Genomic DNA, 17,627 nt, shown 5'->3' with positions numbered 1-17,627 from the left:
TCGCCATCCTCCTCATCCTGATCGTCGGCATCGCCGTCGACCTGCTCATCTTCAGCCCGCTGGAGCGCTGGGTCCTGCGCAGCCGCGGCCTGCTGATCAGTCGCTGAACGACGCGGGGGCAGCCGTGCGGACACGTGCACATGTGCGCGTCGGTTCGCGGTGCCGGTCCGGAGGTTCAGCGGGTCATACGCCGACCTCGCCGACGCCGGCCCCGGCCGTCCGGACGCACCGGGAGACGGCGTCGGCCGCGGCGCGGACATGGGGCACCAGTGTCGTGGGGCGGATGACGGCGACCGCCCCCACGGCTGCGACGGCGGCGACCACGGCACCTCTGCTGTCGCGCACCGGAGCCGCGATTCCACCACGTCCCGTGATCAACGCGTCGTGGACGATCGCGTAGCCGTCCAGTCTCACCTTGTCGAGGCGGCGTCTCAGAGCGGCGCCGTTGGTGATCGTGGCCGGTGTGTACGCACGCAGCGGGCCGGCGCAGATCGCGTCCCGCACGCTCTCCTCGGCGTGGGCGAGCAGCACCAGTCCCAGCGACGTGGCGTGCAGTGGGAGGCGGCAGCCCGGGTCGACGGTACGCGCGTCATCGCAGGGGGAGCTGGTGACGACGGACAGACTCACACTCTCGAGGCCGTCGCGGATCGCGATCACCGCCATGGCCGAGCTCCGTGCCTGCAACTCCACCAGGTGCGGCTGCGCCCCCTCGACCAACGCGGAGGGACGCGTGGCGAGGCAGCCCGTCTCCCACAGGCGCAGCCCGATGCCGTAGGTGCCTTCGGGGCGGCGTTCCAGGGCCCCCCAGCTGTGGAGTTTGCTGACGATACGGTGAACGGTCGCGACCGGCAGCCCCGACCGACGGCTGATATCGCTTAACGTCAGAGTGCGGTTGGCCCGGTCGAAGACGCCCAGGATGCTGAGCGTCCGGTCGACGACGGAGCGCTCCGGAGCGGCGGAGTGTGGGGTGGTCATCCCGTCGTTGTCCCTTCACCTGAAGGTTGTCGGTACGTGTTGACTCGTGCATGCACCGGAACGGATCCGGGTGACGGGCGGCCAGCCCTATCATTGAACCGTCAACTGACCAGCGAAAGGTCGATTCCGGAACGTTCATGGTCGATTTCGCATCGTTACCGATCCCTTCCGTCCCCTACCTCCCCACCTGCCGACCTGGTCTCGGTATCGCGGTGGCACCCCTGCGGGAGGTACGCGAGCTGGCCCCTCCGAAGCTGATGGCCTCGCCCCACCGGCTGGAATTCCACCAACTTCTGCTGGTCACCGAGGGAACGGGGAGCTATTCGATCGACTCCACACGCGTCTCCTGCCGACGCGGCACGCTGCTGTGGGCCCGGCCGAACCAGGTGATCCAGTCGTTCCCGAAGCCCGGCCTGGACGCCGATCTCATCATGTTCATCGAGTCGTTCCCGCTGCGGATGCCCCCGCACATGGGAATGCTCGACGATGTGTTGCGCCCCTCGCACTGGCAGCTCTCGGAGACCGAACTCTCCTCGTTCCAGCGTGTCCTGAGCGTGCTTAAGGAGGAGTTCGAGCGGTCCGACCGCGGCCTGTGCGAGGAGATGCTGAAGCATTTGCTGGCCGTCATCCTGCTCCATATCGACCAGCTGTGCCGCTCGCACCGAGAAGATCACCAGAGCAATGCCCTGGCGAACAGCGAGAGCGGCGATCTCTTTCTCCGGTTCCGTCGCGAGCTGGACCGTTCCTACAGATCCACGCGACTGGTGGAGGACTATGCCGCGGCACTGAACTGCAGCACCCGCGCACTGTCCCGGGCCTGCCGGGCCATCGCCGGCACGTCCGCCAAGGACGTGATCGACTCCCGGGTGGCACTGGAGGCGCGCCGCCTGCTCGCCCACACGGACCTGCCCATCAGTGCCGTCGCCCGGCAGTTGGGCTTCTCGGAGGTCACCAACTTCGGCAAGTTCTTCGTACGGCGCGTTGATATGACGCCCGGGGCTTTCCGGCGCGAGGAGAAGGCGCGATATCAGTAATGACGTGAACCGGCAGCCCATTAACTCGTCGGTAACTCATTCGCCGCACCGGTCTACGCCCGTAAACACGGAGTTCTTTCCACTATCTGAAAGAGCACTTGTTGGAGATCGACCACGGTGGCAAGACTGTGACCTGCGTGCTTCGGGCGGCCACTCGAAGGCACCAGCGGACTCACGGGCCCGTTTGTCTGCACCAATCGCCAGGAACTGTCAACGCGGATGGTTACTGACAAGTTGTTGTCCGCCGCACCCGGCGTGATTCCCCACGACATGAACTTCGTTCAATATTCGGCTCCTTCGCAACCGGCCTGACTTTCCGCCGACTTCTCGCGTCTCCCACACGCGAACCGCGCGCGAACAGACCCGCACCACCGTGCCGCGCACCCCCGCCGCGCCGTGTGCCGTCCGCATGCCCGAACGCGTGCGACGCCGTATCCCCATGCCCATCCGCTCGCGCCCCGGGCCACCCCCGGGCGCACTCAGGAAGGACGACGCACCATGGCCGTAGTGACCGCCCACCAGGCCGAGGACTGGCTGATCGAGAAGATCGCCCACCGTCTGGGAGTGACCACCGACGAGGTCTCGCGCGAGGTGTACTTCGACGAGCTGGACCTGGACTCGACCGAAGCGCTCATCCTCGCGGGCGAGTTGGAGAACTGGCTCGGCTTCGAGCTCAGCACGACCACCCTCTGGTACCACCCCACAGTCAAGGACCTGGCGGTCTACCTGGCCGAGGAGAGCGCTCAGCGTGCGGCCGCCGCGTGAGCCGAGACCGCCGGTCGCCCGCACGTTCCGCACCGCCGAACCCGGCCGGCGAACCGTGTACATGGTCCACCCCGGCGCGCTCCCGGCCCAGGCCTACCAGGGCCTCGCCGACGCGCTGCCGGAGTGCGACGGCCTGACCGTGCTGGATCTGGGGGCGGTGCCCGAGTACGCCGAGGCGGCGCTGACCGGCGGCCGGGCCGCGACGACCGTGCCGGCGCTGGCCGAGCGGCTGCTCGCCGCCATGGCCCCGGTCGACGGCCCGTACACCCTCGCCGGCTGGTCCTTCGGCGGAGTGCTGGCGGTGGAGATGGCCCGGGCACTGCGTCCCGAACGTCTGGTGCTCCTCGACAGCATCGCGCCCACCGACGAGTACAAGCAGCCCGACGACGCGCTCGAACCCGCCCTGCTCCTCGGCTGGTTCGCCATGTACCTCGGGGCCAAGCGCGACAGCGCCGTCGAACTCGCCCCGGACGCGCTCACCGGACTCGGCACCGAGGAGGGACTTCCCGTCGTCCTCGACGCGGCGGTCGCCGCCGGCGCCCTGCTCCCGGGCACCCCGCTGCCGGGCCTGCGCAAGCTCTACGACACGTACGTGGACGGCCTGTTGCGCAACAACCGGCTCACCGCACCCCACCGGCCGGAACCGGCCCCGGTACCGCTGGTGCTGGTCAAGGCCGAGCGGAGCCTGCTCCCCGGCGACCCCACGCTGGGCTGGCCGCCGCTCGCCCCGCACGGACTGACCGTGCGCGGCTGTCCGGGCGACCACTACACGATGATCGGCCGTCCCGACTCGCTCGATGTGATCGCCCCGTTGCTCCGGGCCTCCTCCTGACCGACCGTGCGTCACCCGTAGGGCCCCGAACCGACCCGGGCCGCACACGCGGCCCCGTCCGACCAAGAGAGCCTCGCCGTGAACGCTTCGCACGCTTCTGACCTCGACCGCCGGCTCGCCCGGGATCCGATCGCGATCGTCGGGCTGTCCGCTCTGTACCCGAAGTCGCGTGATCTGCGCGAGTTCTGGGCGAACGTGGTCTCCGCCTCCGACTGCATCGAGGACGTCCCCGCCACCCACTGGGACGTGTCGGAGCACTACGACTCCGACCCGGCCGCGCCCGACAAGACGTACTCCAAACGCGGTGGCTTCATCCCCACCGTCCCGTTCAACCCGCTGGAGTTCGGGCTGCCGCCGAACACCCTCGAAGTCACCGACGTCCTGCAGCTGCTCAGCCTCGTGGTCGCCCGTGATCTGCTCAAGGACGCGGGCGCCGACCAGGAGTGGTACGACGCCTCCCGCACCGGCGTGGTCCTCGGCGTGACCGGCGCCAACCAGCTCACCCAGCCGCTGTCCGCCAGGCTGCAGACGCCCGTTCTGAAGGAGGTCGTCCGCTCCTGCGGGCTGACCGAACGGGATGCCGAGGAGATCGCGGAGAAGTTCAAGCTGGCCTTCGCGCCCTGGGAGGAGAACTCCTTCCCCGGCATGCTGGGCAACGTCGTCGCCGGCCGTATCGCCAACCGCCTCGACCTGGGCGGCACGAACATGACGATCGACGCGGCCTGCGCGAGCTCGCTCGGCGCGGTCAAGTCGGCGATCGGCGACCTGCTGGAGCGGCGCTCCGACATGATGCTGGTGGGCGGCTGCGACGCCGAGAACACCATCTTCATGTACCTGTGCTTCAGCAAGACGCCCGCCTTCTCCAAGGCCGGGCGCATCCGCCCGTTCGACGAGAACGCCGACGGCACCCTCATCGGCGAGGGCATCGGCATGCTGGCGCTGCGCCGGCTCGCCGACGCCGAGCGGGACGGCAACCGGATCTACGCCGTGATCCGCGGCCTCGGTTCCTCCAGCGACGGCCGGTTCAAGTCCATCTACGCCCCGCGCAAGGAAGGGCAGATGGCGGCCCTGCGGCGGGCCTACGAGGACGCGGACGTCTCTCCGGACAGCATCGAGCTGTTCGAGGCGCACGGCACGGGGACGGCGGTCGGCGAGGCGACCGAGCTGTCCGCGCTGTCGGCGGTCGTGTCCGAGCACACCGAGGACCGGCAGTTCGCCGCGGTGGGCAGCGTGAAGTCGCAGATCGGCCACACCAAGGCGGCGGCGGGCGCGGCCAGCATGATCAAGCTGGCACTGGCCCTGCACCACAAACTGCTGCCGCCGACGATCAACGTGGACCGCCCCAACCCGGCCCTCGACTGGGAGAACAGCCCGTTCTACGTCGGCACGCGCACCCGCCCCTGGATCCGCGACCCGCGCCGTCCGCGGCGCCGGGCGGCCGTCTCGTCGTTCGGCTTCGGCGGCACCAACTTCCATCTGGTGATGGAGGAGCACGGGAACGGGGACGACCTGCGGGTGATGTTCCCCGTGAGCCGGATCCACGTCTGGCATGAACCCGACATTAACGGCCTGGTTCGGGCCCTGGAGGACGGTGGCCCGGGCAGGACCACCCCAGCCCCGGCCGGCCACCCCAGGCTCGCGCTCGTCGCCCGTACCGACGCCGAGCTCGCCGAACTGCGCACCCTCGCCGCGGCCGAACTGCGCGCCAGGCCGGAGGCGGAGTCGTGGACCCACCCCAAGGGCGTCTACTTCCGCCGTGCGGCCGCCCCCACGGGCAAGGTGGGCGCGCTCTTCGCCGGCCAGGGCAGCCAGTACGTGGAGCCCGGCCGTACGGCGGTGCTCGCGCTGCCCCCGCTGCGGGCGGCCTTCGACACGGCCAACGCGGCGTTCGCCGGTCATGAACTCCCCCTGTCCCGGGTCGCGTTCCCGCCGCCCGCCTTCGACGAAGTCACGCGTGCGACCCAGGAGAGCGACCTGCGCCGCACGGAGTACGCCCAGCCGGCGATCGGGGCGCTGGCCGCCGGGCACTACCGCTATCTGACCGAACTCGGCTTCGACGCCGACGGGTTCCTCGGGCACAGCTTCGGCGAGCTGGCCGCGCTGTGGGCGGCCGGTGCGCTCGACGACGACACCTACTTCACGCTGGCGCGGGCGCGGGGTGCGTCGATGGCGCCGCCCGCCGGCTCCTCCGGGTCCGGGTCCGGCTTCGATGCCGGGGCCATGGCCGCCGTCACCGCGGCCGAGGAGACGGTCGGCGAACTGCTTGCCGCGCACCCCGAGTTGATCGTCTGCAACCGCAACGCGCCCGACCAGATCGTGGTGGGCGGCGCCACCGACGCCGTCGAACGGTTCGTGGAGGCGGCGGGCGCGGCCGGCGTACGGGCACTGCGACTGCCGGTGTCGGCCGCCTTCCACACGCCGTTCGTCGCGCACGCCGTCGAGGCGTTCGGCGGCCATGTCGCCGACGCCGAGATCCGCGCGCCGCGCCGTCCGGTGTTCGCCAACTCGCCGGGGGCCGCCTACGGTTCGGACGTCGACGCCAACCGGCGGACGCTGGTGGAGCAGCTGGTGCGGCCCGTCGAGTTCGCCGACCGGATCGAGGAGATGTACGCGGCGGGCTTCCGTACGTTCGTCGAGTTCGGCCCCAAGGGTGTGCTGACCCGGCTCGTCGACCGCATCCTCGGCGAGCGCGAGCACTTCGCGGTGCAGCTCGATCCGGGGAGCGGCGGGGACGCCGAGGTCTCCCTGAAGCGGGCCGTGGCTCAACTGGCCGTACTGGGGCTGCCGTTGGCGACCACCGACCGCTACGTGGCCGAGGCACCAGTCGCCGAGCCCGCCAAGGGGATGACCGTGCCCCTGAACGGGATCAACCATGTGCCCGACGCGCGGAGGGCGGCGTATCGGGAGGCGCTCGAGAACGGTTATCGGGTGAGCCTGCCGGGCGGTACCGGTGCCGGTGCCGGTGCCGGTGCCGGAGTCGCGCTGTCCGTCGGTGCCACCGTGCAGCCGGTCGATACGCCGCAGCACGTCGATGCCCTTCGTCCCTCCCCCGTCGCTCCCGCCCCGGTGGCTCCCGTGCCCGCCCCGGCTCCCGCGCCCGCTCCTGTCACCGAGCGCCCACGGGGCACAGCGGAGACGGCCCCCACAGTCCTGCCCACCCCCGCCTCAGACGTAGTGGAGAGCGCGCTCGTGGAAGAAGCAATCCCCGCCGACGACCGGCTCTCCTCGCTGATAGCCGACCACCTGGCCCTGCACGACGAGTACCTCAAGGGCCAACTGTCCAGCGCCCAGCGCATGATGGGGCTCCTGGAGCGGGCCGAGGAGCAGGGCCGGGTCGACGCGGTGATCCCGGGCGTGGCCTCCGTCAAGGAACACGGACTGGCGATCGGACGGACGCATCTGCAGGCCAACGAGGTCCTGCGGGACCTGGCCGCGATGGAGTTCGGGGCCGCGGCCCCGGCGGGTTCGGGGGCTCCGGCGGCTCCGGAGGTCCCGCTCACCGAGTTAGCACCCGTGGCGGCGTCCACCCCACCCGCAGCCCTGACCGGCCCTCCGCCCCGGGTCCCCGCACCGACCGTGCCCCCGGCACTCCCCGAGGCTTCGACCGCGCCGGCGCCCGCCGCCACCACGCCCGAACCGCCGGCCACGGCCTCCGCCGACGACATCGCGGCCGCGCTCCTCGACGTGGTGTCGCAGAAGACCGGCTACCCGGCGGAAATGCTCGACCTCGACATGGACGTGGAGGCGGACTTGGGCATCGACTCCATCAAGCGCGTCGAGATCATGGGCGTCCTCCAGGAACACTTCCCCGCCCCCACCCCCGTGGGCCCCGAACAGCTCGCCGAACTGCGCACGCTGAGCGAGATCGTCGGCTTCGTCCTGAGCCTCGGCGGCGCGAGCGCGACCGTGGCTGTCCCGGCCCCGGCCCCCACCGCGGGCATCAGCACCGAGGCCGTCGCCGCGGCCCTCCTCGGCGTGGTGTCGCAGAAGACCGGCTACCCCGCCGAAATGCTCGACCTCACCATGGACGTCGAAGCCGACCTCGGCATCGACTCCATCAAACGCGTCGAAATCATGGGCGTCCTCCAAGAACGCTTCCCCGCCCCCACCCCCGTCGGCCCCGAACAACTCGCCGAACTGCGCACGCTGGGCGACATCGTCGGCTTCGTCACCGGGCTGTCCGACACTCCGGCTAACCCGACCGCTCCTGAGAGCCCGGCCGCTCCCGAGCCTGCCGCCGCCCCCGAGACGCACCAGGCCACGGCACCGATCGGCCGGGGCCAGGCCGCCCTGCTGGACCTGCCGTCGCCGGACCGGCTCGTCGGGGCCTACCCGCAGGGTGCGACGGCGGTCGTCGTGGACGACGGAAGTGAGGTCGCCGAAGCCCTGGCCACGCGGCTGGGCACGGCCGGCTGGCGCGTGCGTGTCGTACGCCTGCCGGGTGTGCCGCAGCGGGTGAGCGGTGCGGCGGACCTGCCGCTGGCCGGCTGGGGAGTGAGCGAACTTGCCTACCTCATGGGCGAGTTGGGCGACGAGCCGGTGCATCTCGCCGTCTGCTGCGTCGCCGCCGACGATCTGCCGTGGGCCGAGGGGGTGCGGCGGCTCGCGCACTCTCTCCTCGTCGCCCGGCATCTCGTCCGGCCGCTGACCTACGCGGCCGCGAACGGCAACCGTGCCGCGTTCGTCACCGTCACCCGGCTCGACGGCGCGTTCGGCTTCACGGGTGTGACCGAGGAGGCCGCCCCCGCCGGCGGCGTCGCGGGGATGGTCAAGACCCTGGCCGTGGAGGCACCGGAGCTGTTCTGCCGCGCGGTCGACCTTGCCCCGGCGCTCGGCGCGTCCGAGGCGGCCGAACTGGTCCTGGAGGAGGTGTACGACGCGGCCGGCAGCCCCGTCCAGGTGGGCCGGGACGGCTCGCGACGGGTCGCTCCGACCCTCACCGAGAACCTCACCGAGGTGTCCCCCGCCGGGACCGCCGCTCCGCTCACCCCGGACGACCTCCTGGTCGTCACCGGCGGCGGGCGCGGCATCACCGCCTGCTGCGCCCTGGCCCTGGCCGCCGCGCACCGGCCGGGCCTGCTGCTCCTGGGCCGAACGGCGCTCGGCGACGCGGAGCCGGAGTGGGCCCGTGGGCTCACCGACGCGGCCGGGCTGAAGGCCGCGGCGGTCGCGCGGATCAAGGAGACAGGGGAGAAGCCCACCCCCAAGCGCGTCGAGCAGCTCTTCCAGGCGGTCGTGGGGGAGCGTGAGGTCCGGCAGACCTTGTCCGACATCCGCGCCGCGGGCAGCGAGGTCGAGTACCTCGCCGTCGACATCACCGACGCGGCCGCGACCGCCGCCGCCCTCGCGCCGTACCGGGAACGGATCACCGGTCTGGTGCACGGGGCCGGTGTCCTGGCCGACTCGCTGATCTCCGCCAAGAAGGCGGCCGAGATCGAGCGTGTCTTCGCGGTCAAGCTCGGCGGTCTGAGGTCCGTCGTCGCGGCGGTGCCCGCCGAACGGCTGCGGCATGTCCTGCTGTTCTCCTCGGTCGCCGGGTTCTTCGGCAACCGCGGTCAGTCGGACTACGCCATGGCCAACGAGGTCCTCAACGCCTGGGCCACCGCCTTCAAGCGCACCCACCCCGCGGCCCACGTCTCCTCGCTCAACTGGGGCGCCTGGGACAGCGGCATGGTGTCGCCGCAGATCAAGGCGGTGTTCGAGGAGCGGGGCATCGCCCTGATCCCGGTGGAGACCGGAACCCGGCTGTTCACCGAGCAGTTCGCCCCCGAGCGGGCCGGTGACGTGGTCACGGTGCTCGGGCCGACCACTCCCCTGTCGGTGCGCGAGGACAGCGCTCCCGTGGCGGCGGTCGTCCTCGAGCGGGACCTGACCGCCCTGGTCGGCGATCCGCTGGTCGCCGACCACGTCATCGGTGACACCCCGGTGCTGCCCGCGGCGGCCGCGCTGGGCTGGGCGGCCGGTGCCGCCGAGCGGCTCACGGGGCGAACCGTCGGGCGGGTACGGGACTTCGTGGTGCACAAGGGCGTCGTCTTCGACTCCTCTCTGGACGCCGGCCGGTTCCAGCTCGCCTTCGATCCGGCGCCCGGCGGTGGCGAGGCGGACGTCGCGATCCGCGCCGTGAACGACGGTGGGGCCGTACGACCGCACTACGCGGCGCGAGTCGTCTTCGGCGGCGGCGTGCCGGCGGAGGCGGGGCGGCTGTCCGGGCTGCCGGCGCTGGGCGGGGGCAGTGACGCGCAGGTGTTCTACGGCGACGGCACGCTCTTCCACGGCGAGTCGCTGCGGGGTCTGCGGCGGGTGCTGGAGTCCGGCGAGTCCGGCGGCTCCGGTGAGTCGCGGCGGTCGCGGCTGGTGGTCGAGTGCGCGCTGGCGGAGCACCGGCCCGAAGGGGGCGCGTTCGGCAGCCGTCGCTACGCGCCCGGCACCACCGATCTGCTGCTGCAGGCCGCGCTGGTGTGGATGCGGCTGCACCGCGACACGGCGAGCCTGCCGATGGCGGTGGCGCAGGCCGATCTGTACGAGCCGCTGCCCGACGGCGAGCCGTTCCTCGTGGTGGTGGAGCCGGAGTCGGTGAACGGCACGAGCGCGATGCTCACCGTGACGGCATGCGCTCCCGACGGACGCGTGCTGGCCCGGTTCTCGGGCGTCTCCCTTGTGTCCACCCCGCAGCTGGCCGCCAAGTTCGCGAGCCGCTGACCGACTTACGGACCGCCGGTCCTGGCGGGCCGGCCTCGCCGGTCGCCCGCCGGGTTCCGGCACCTTGGAGGAAGCAGCTGCCATGAGCAAGTTCGCGATCGTCGGGATGTCCTGCCTGTTCCCCGGGGCGGACACTCCCGACGCGTACTGGAACAACCTGCGCGACGGCGTCGACAGCCGTACGGAGGGCGGCCCCGAGATCTTCGGCCCGCCCGCGGACCCCCGGGACGCCGACCCGGCCCACGCCATCACCTGCGTCCGGGGCGGTTTCGTCACCGGCTTCGCCTTCGATCCCACCGGGTTCCTGCTCGACCCCGCCGAGCTGACCCGCCTCGACCGCGTCTTCCACTGGTCCCTGCACGTGGCCCGTGAGGCCCTGCGCGACGCGGGCCACGCCGACCGTCCCGAAGTCCTGGCCCGCACCGGCCTGGTGATGGGCAACTACTCCTTCCCCACTCCGGCCTCCGCCGCCGTCAGCCTGCCCCTGGTCCAGGAAGCGGTCCTCGACGGACTGCGCCGCGCCGGCCGTCCGGCGCCCTCCCCCGCCCCGCTCCTCGACCCGGCCGCCGTGCACCCCGCCGACACCCGGGTCAGCGGCGCCCCCGCCCGTGTCACCGCGGCCGCACTCGGCCTCGGCGGCCCCCGTTACGCCCTCGACGCCGCCTGCTCCTCGGCCCTGTACGCACTGAAGCTGGCCTGCGACCACCTGGCCGCCGGGCAGGCGGACCTCGTGCTCGCGGGCGGTGTGTGCGCGCCCGACCCGACCCTCATCCACCTGTCCTTCTCCGACCTGCACGCCTATCCGGGCAACGGCGTCAGCCAGCCCTTCGACGCCCGCTCCACGGGCATCCTCACCGGGCAGGGCGCCGGCATGGTCGCCGTACGACGGCTGGCGGACGCCCTGGCCGACGGCGACCGGATCCACGCCGTCGTCGACGGCATCGGCCTGTCCAACGACGGCGCCGGCCGCCACCTGCTGGTGCCCAGCCCGGCCGGACAGCTCACGTCGTACGAACTCGCCTACGCCCGCGCCGGGTTCGGCCCCGAGCAGGTGGACTACCTGGAGTGCCACGCCACCGGCACGCCGGTCGGCGACGGTACGGAGGCCGAGTCGGTCGCCGCCTGGTTCGGGGGGCGTGGCGCGGTGCCGCCGCTCGGGTCCGTGAAGGGCAACCTCGGTCATCTGCTGACCGTGGCGGGGCTGAGCAGTCTGCTGAAGGTGATCCTGGCCATGGGGCACGGGCACGTGCCGCCGACGATCGGCGTCGAGCGGCCGCTCGCCGCCGGTCTGCCGCTGGTGCGCGAGGGACGTGCCTGGCCGGACGAGCGTCCCGGGCCGCGCCGGGCGGCGGTGTCCGCGTTCGGCTTCGGCGGCACGAACGCGCACGTGGTGCTCTCCCGGGAGGCCGGACCGGAGGCCACCACCGAGCCCGTCGTGCCTCCCGCCCTGGACGTCGTGGGCCTCGGCGCCCACTTCGGCACCCTCGGCTCGGTCACCGCCTTCGAACGCGCCCTGCACGACGGCACCGACGCCTTCCGGCCGCTGCCCGAGCACCGCTGGCGCGGCCTGGAGGACACCGCCGGCGGCACCCTGGAGCGGGCGGGCCTGACCCGCGCCGCCCTGCCCGAGGGCGCCTTCGTGGACCGTGTCGACCTCGACCCGGCCGACCACCGCATCCCCCCGGCCGACCTGCGCAACTACAACCTCCAGCACGCCCTGATGTCGAAGGTCGCCGACGAGGCGCTCCGCGACGCCGGCTACGACAGGTCCGTGCCGCCGGGCAGGAAGGCACCCGAGCCGCGCCGGGTCGCGGTCGTCGTGGCGATGGAGATCGAGCCGAGCGCCCATCTGCACCTAGCCCGCCACGGCCTCGGCGAGTTCCTGCGCCGCGCGTACACCGAGGCCGGGCTGGAGCCGACGCGGGAGCAACTGCTCGCGGCCGCCCGGGAGGCGGTGCACGAGCCGATCGTCGCCAACGAGGTGCTGAGCTACATCGGCAACGTCATGGCCAGCCGGATCTCCTCCCTGTGGAACCTGACCGGCCCCTCCTTCACGGTCTCCTCCGACGGCGCGGGCGGTGCGGAGGCCCTCCAGATCGCCCAACTCCTGCTGCTCGACGAGAGCGTCGAGGCCGTCCTGGTCGGCGCGGTCGACCTGGCCGCCTCGCCGGAGAGCCTGCTGCTGCGGAACGCCCGACCGGTGTCCGGGGCGGGGCTGAGCTTCGGCGACGGACAGCACGGGGTGCGCATCGGCGAGGGCGCGGGGGCGGTCGTCGTCACCCGTCCCGGCGAGGGGACACGGCCCGCCTACGCCCGGGTGGACTCCATCGCCGTACGGCACTCCGCCCCCGTCGACGGCGTGCTGCCGGAGGCGGACCCGGACGCGCTCGCGGACGCCGCCGGCGCGGCGCTGGCCGCCGCCGGGATCGGTCCGCGGCACGTCGGCTATGTGGAGGCGCACGCGGGCGGTACGGCGGTGCAGGACTCCGCCGAACTGGACGCGCTGGCCCGGGTCTACCCGGCCGGGGCCGGTGCGGTCGCGCTGGGCAGCGGCAAGGCGCAGCTCGGGGACACGGGGAGCGCCGCCGCGCTCGCCGGGCTGCTGCGGGCGGTGCTGTGTCTGCATCACGGTTACGTGCCCGGTGCGCCTGGCTGGCGCCGGCCCGCACCGGAGCTGGCCGAGCGGTTCGCCGCCTCCTCCTTCCATGTGCCGGACGCGTCCCGGCCGTGGCTGCGCACGGGCGGCGAGGGCCGCCGGTTCGCGGCGGTGAGTGTCATCGGCTCGGGCGGGGCCCACGGCCATGTGGTGCTCTCCGCCGAGCGCACGCGCGGGGACGACGTCCGCTCCGACTGGCGCCGGGCCGGCGCACCGGCGCTGCTTCCGCTGGGCGGGGCCGACCTGGACGGTCTGCTGGCCGAAGTGGACCGGCACCGTGAGCTGCTGGCCGCCGGAGCCGACCCGTACCGGCTGGGCCGGGCCGCCGCCGAGCGGCTGCCCGGCAGTGCCCTGCGCGTCGTACTGGTCGGAGAGGATGCTGAACAACTCGGGCGGCAGCTGGAGTCGGCGGCCCGGGACCTGCGGGGCGCGTACGAGAGGGGTGCGCAGTGGAGCACCCCGGCGGGCAGTTGCTTCGCGCCGCGCCCGATCGGTCCGGACGGCAAGGTCGCCCTGGTCTACCCGGGGGCCTTCAACTCCTACCCCGGTCTCGGCCAGGACCTCTTCCGTGCCTTCCCCTCCCTCCTCAGCGGCTTCGAGGCGGAGGCGACGGACCCCGACCGCATGTTCCGCGCCGCGCAGCTCTATCCGCGCACGCAGGTCACCCCCGACCGGCGGGAGTTGATGGAGCAGGAGGGCCGGCTCGGCGAGGACATCCCCTTCATGCTCGCCACCGGCACCACCTTCGCGATCCTCTACACCGACCTGGTCCGCGACCTGCTGGGGGTGCCCGCGCACGGCGCGTTCGGCTACAGCCTCGGCGAGTCCAGCATGCTCTTCGCGACCGGCGGCTGGCGGCGCTCGGCCCGCCGGGACGACCGGATCAGCGCCACGCCCCTGTTCCGGGACCGCCTCACCGGCCCCCGCAACACGGTCCGTGAGCTGTGGAACCTGCCCGAGGACACTCCCGACGCCGCGGTGTGGGGCAGCTTCGTCCTGCTGGAGTCGGCGGACCGCGTCACCGAGGCACTCGCCCGCCACGACCGCGTGTTCCTCACGCACGTCAACACCCCCACCGAGGCGGTCATCGCGGGAGACCCGGCCCGATGCCGGGCGGTCATCGAGGAGTTGGGCTGCCCCTCGGCCCGCTCCCCCGTCGGCTCGGTCATGCACTGTCCGGTGGTGGACGGCGAGCTGGACGGCCTGGCCGAGCTCAACGACCATCCGACGGGTTCGACCGGCGGTCTTGAACTGCTCAGCGCCTACGACTACGAGTCCGTCGGCGACCTGGACCGCTCCGAGGTGGCCCGGCGCATTGCCCGGACCCTGCGCGGCACCATCGACTTCCCTCGTCTGGTGCGTGCCGCGTACGACCGGGGCTTCCGCTACTTCATCGAGGCGGGTCCCGGAGCGACCTGCACCCGCTGGGTGCACGACACCCTGGGCGAGGCGGCGCATGTCGCCGTGCCGGTGGACCGGCGCGGGGTCCCGGCGGCCCGGTCCGTGGCCCGGTTGGCGGCCCGGCTGACGGCGCACGGACTGCCCCTGGACCTCACCGGGCTGCTCGGCCCGGACCCGGTCGAGAGCACCCGACCGGCCCGGCTGCGGGTGCCGGTGGGCGGTGGACCGTCCATCCCCGCGGGCGTCGCGGCCCGGGTGGCCGAACTGCCCGAACGCGCGCCGTCCGTCCGCACAGCGGCAACACCGGTGCTGGTGAGCGGTGCAGCCGAGGCGCTGCCCGCCGACGCCGAGGACGCGGAACCCGCCCGTACGGCGGCCGTCACCCTGGAGGTAACCGACCCGATGCCCGCCGACCCGACCCTCGACGACGCCGAGGTCATCACGTTCGACGGTGAACCGATCGCGTTCGTGCCCTGGGCGGAGGCGGCCGGCCCCGCCGCCGGGCCGACGCACGCGCAGGCCCCCGCGCCCACACCGGCCATGTCCCCGGGCCCTCCCGCACCAGCGGTGCATCCCACCGTCCCCGGGTCGTCGGCCGGTGCCGTCGCGGCCGATCTGGTGCGCGAGATCCGCCGGCAGATGATGGCCACCCACTCGGTGGTGATGGAGACCCAGCGTGTGCTCCAGGAGCACACCCTGACGCGCACGGAGGCGCTGCTGGACGGACCCGCGAACCCGGCAAGGGAAAGGACCGAGCCCGTCACGGCCACCGAACAGTCCGCGTCCGCGGCTCCCCCCGCGCCCGCCCCCGCGGCTCTCCCCACTCCTGCTCCCGCCCCCGCCCTGCCCGCCCCCCGGCAGGCACCCCCTGGCGTCATCTGGGACGAACACCAGCTCCTCGCCTTCGCGACCGGCCGCGTCGCCGACGTCTTCGGCCCCGACTTCGCCCCCGTCGACGCCTACGCCAGGCGCGTCCGCCTCCCCGCCCCGCCGTACCACTTCGTCACCCGTGTCACCGCCCTGAAGGCCGAGACCGGCGTGTACGAACCGTCCTTCATCCGCACCGAGTACGACGTCCCCGAGGACGCCTGGTACGCGGTGGACGGCGGGGTCCCGCCCGCCGTGGCGATCGAGGCCGGCCAGTGCGACCTGCTGCTCATCAGCTACCTGGGCATCGACTTCCGCAACAAGGGCGAGCGCGTCTACCGGCTGCTGGACAGCAAGCTGGTCTTCCACGGCGACCTGCCGCGCACCGGTCAGACCCTCCGCTACGACATCTCCATCAACCGCTTCGTCCGGCAGGGCGACACGACGCTCTTCTTCTTCAGCTACCTCTGCTACGCCGACGGCGAGCTCATCCTCGAACTCAAGGACGCCTGCGCCGGCTTCTTCAGCGAGGCGGAGCTGGCCACCCCGCTCGGCGTCGTCATCACCGAGCGGGACCGGCAGCGGCGTGCCGCGCTGACGAAGACCTGGTTCAAGCCGCTGGCGTACACGGACCGGAACCATCTCACCGCCGCGGACCTGGAGTTGCTCGCCGAGGGCCGTCCCGGCGACGTCTTCGGCCCGCACCACGCCCAGGACCCTGGCCTCAACCCGGCGCTGCGGCTGCCCGACGCCCGACTCCGGATGGTCGACGAGATCCGCATCGACCGCACGGGCGGTCCGCGCGGACTCGGTTCGATCACCGCGTACAAGCGGCTGGAGCCGGACGCGTGGTACTTCGAGTGCCACTTCCCGGACGACCCGGTGCTGGCCGGCTCGATGGTGGCGGAGGGTGCCGTCCAGACCCTGCAGGCCTACCTCCTCCACCAGGGCATGCACCTGGTCCTGCCCGACGCCCGCTTCCAGACGATCGTCGGCCTGGAGACCGAGGTGCAGGTGCGGGGGCAGATCACGCCCGAGCACCGCGAGATCCGGTACGAGATCGAGGTCATGGAGCTGACCCTGCTCCCCCGGCCCTCGGTGGTCGCCGACATCCTGGTGTACCTCGGCGACAAGCCGGTGATCCGGATGCGTGACTTCGGCATCCAGATCCGCGAGAAGGACGGGACGCCGTACCGCCCGCCGCTCGGCGGTGTCCCCGAGTTCCTCGGCCGCCGCAACCGCGCCGGCGAACCGGCGATGATCAACGAACTCCACCTCGCCCACGCCGCCAAGGGCGACCTCGGTACGGCCATGGGCCCGGAGTTCGACGTCTACAAGGAGAGCCGGGCACCGTACATCCCCAACGGGGATTTCCAGTTCGTCGACCGCATCATGCACCTCAAGGGTGTGCGAGGTGAGTTGAAGCCCGGTGCCGAGATGGTCACCGAGTACGACTCGCCGGCCGACGCCTGGTACTACGGCGAGAACTCCCACCCGCACATGCCGAACTGCGTCTACATGGAGACCTCGCTCCAAGCGGCGATCCTGCTCGGCTACTACCTCGGCGCGACCCTCAGGCAGCCCGAGACCCAGTACTCCATCCGCAACCTCGACGGCAGGGCCACCCTGGTCAAGGACGTCGACCTGCGCGGGAAGACGATCCGCCACCACTCGACGCTGCTGATGACGAGCGCCGTGTCGGGGGCCGTCCTGCAGAACTTCCGCTACGAGCTCTCCGCCGACGGCGAGGTCTTCTACTCCGGCGAGTCGCTCTTCGGCTACTTCAGCGAGGCCGCGCTGGCCAACCAGGTCGGCCTGGACAACGGCACGTACGTCGCCCCCTGGATCGAGCAGACCGAGCCCGGGAGTGTCCGACGTATCGAACTCCCCGACGACGCCCCGCAGTTCAGCGGGGAGCTGCGGCTGCCCGCCGGGCACTTCCACCTCGTCGACCACGTCGACCTGGTCGAGGACGGCGGGAAGCACGGCAAGGGATACCTCCACGGTTACCGGGCGATCCGCCCCGACGAGTGGTACTTCGACTGCCACTTCCACCGTGACCCGGTGATGCCCGGCTCCCTCGGCGTCGAGGCGATCCTCCAGGCGCTGCGCCTGTACGTGCTGGAGCAGGGCCTGGCGGACGGGATCGCGAGCCCCCGGTTCGCGCTCGCCACGAACGTCCCGATGAGCTGGAAGTACCGGGGCCAGATCCTGCGGCACGACGGCGAGCTGCGTTTCGACGTACACGTCAAGGAGGTCCGCCGGGAGTCCGAGCGGCTGGTGGTGATCGCGGACGCCGAGCTGTGGAAGCCGGGCCTGCGCATCTACGAGCTGACGGACATCGCCATCGAGGTCCGCCCCGACGACACCCGCGACCAGGCCTGAACGGACCGGAGGA

The 17,627-nt window shown here is 72.3% G+C and carries 6 protein-coding genes and 1 pseudogene; 6 read left to right on the top strand and 1 reads right to left on the bottom strand.

The annotated features are described in order from the left end of the window. Positions 1 to 107: pseudogene (locus tag ACIBAG_RS20755) on the top strand (ABC transporter permease); the annotation flags it as partial. 76 nt (positions 108 to 183) lie between these two features. Here ACIBAG_RS20755 and ACIBAG_RS20750 read toward each other — a convergent pair. After that, entirely contained in the window at positions 184 to 975 is a 792-nt protein-coding gene (locus ACIBAG_RS20750; protein ID WP_399106953.1) for an IclR family transcriptional regulator, read from the bottom strand. A 212-nt stretch (positions 976 to 1,187) separates the two neighbouring features. Between ACIBAG_RS20750 and ACIBAG_RS20745 the strand changes: the two genes are divergently transcribed. From ACIBAG_RS20745 to ACIBAG_RS20725, 5 genes are all read left to right on the top strand, one after another. Further along, positions 1,188 to 2,009 carry a helix-turn-helix domain-containing protein gene (locus ACIBAG_RS20745; RefSeq protein WP_399106952.1) on the top strand — a complete coding sequence of 274 codons (822 nt, stop codon included), beginning with the start codon at positions 1,188 to 1,190 and terminating at the stop codon, positions 2,007 to 2,009. Positions 2,010 to 2,507: 498 nt separating this feature from the next. After that, the gene (locus ACIBAG_RS20740; protein WP_399106951.1) at positions 2,508 to 2,774 is read left to right on the top strand and encodes an acyl carrier protein; all 267 of its coding nucleotides are present in this window, start codon (positions 2,508 to 2,510) and stop codon (positions 2,772 to 2,774) included. Beyond that, positions 2,758 to 3,606 carry a thioesterase domain-containing protein gene (locus ACIBAG_RS20735; RefSeq protein ID WP_399106950.1) on the top strand — a complete coding sequence of 283 codons (849 nt, stop codon included), beginning with the start codon at positions 2,758 to 2,760 and terminating at the stop codon, positions 3,604 to 3,606. The genes ACIBAG_RS20740 and ACIBAG_RS20735 overlap by 17 nt, the downstream gene beginning before the upstream one ends. A 78-nt stretch (positions 3,607 to 3,684) precedes the next feature. Beyond that, a complete protein-coding gene (locus tag ACIBAG_RS20730) occupies positions 3,685 to 10,305 on the top strand; it encodes an SDR family NAD(P)-dependent oxidoreductase (protein WP_399106949.1) in 6,621 nt (2,206 codons plus the stop codon). An 82-nt stretch (positions 10,306 to 10,387) separates the two neighbouring features. Then, complete coding sequence (locus ACIBAG_RS20725; protein WP_399106948.1) at positions 10,388 to 17,614, top strand: beta-ketoacyl synthase N-terminal-like domain-containing protein; 7,227 nt, start codon at positions 10,388 to 10,390, stop codon at positions 17,612 to 17,614. Positions 17,615 to 17,627 lie beyond the last annotated feature (13 nt).

Origin of the sequence: Streptomyces sp. NPDC051243, assembly GCF_044455405.1 — a bacterium.
Taxonomy (GTDB): Bacteria; Actinomycetota; Actinomycetes; order Streptomycetales; family Streptomycetaceae; genus Streptomyces.
This window is presented reverse-complemented; position numbering and strand designations above follow the sequence as displayed.

What these genes read in the sequence shown, in the direction of transcription:
- ACIBAG_RS20750 (WP_399106953.1), bottom strand. Translation starts at nt 975, where the DNA reads ATGACCACCCCACACTCCGCCGCTCCGGAGCGCTCCGTCGTCGACCGG.
- ACIBAG_RS20740 (WP_399106951.1), top strand. Translation starts at nt 2,508, where the DNA reads ATGGCCGTAGTGACCGCCCACCAGGCCGAGGACTGGCTGATCGAGAAG.
- ACIBAG_RS20725 (WP_399106948.1), top strand. Translation starts at nt 10,388, where the DNA reads ATGAGCAAGTTCGCGATCGTCGGGATGTCCTGCCTGTTCCCCGGGGCG.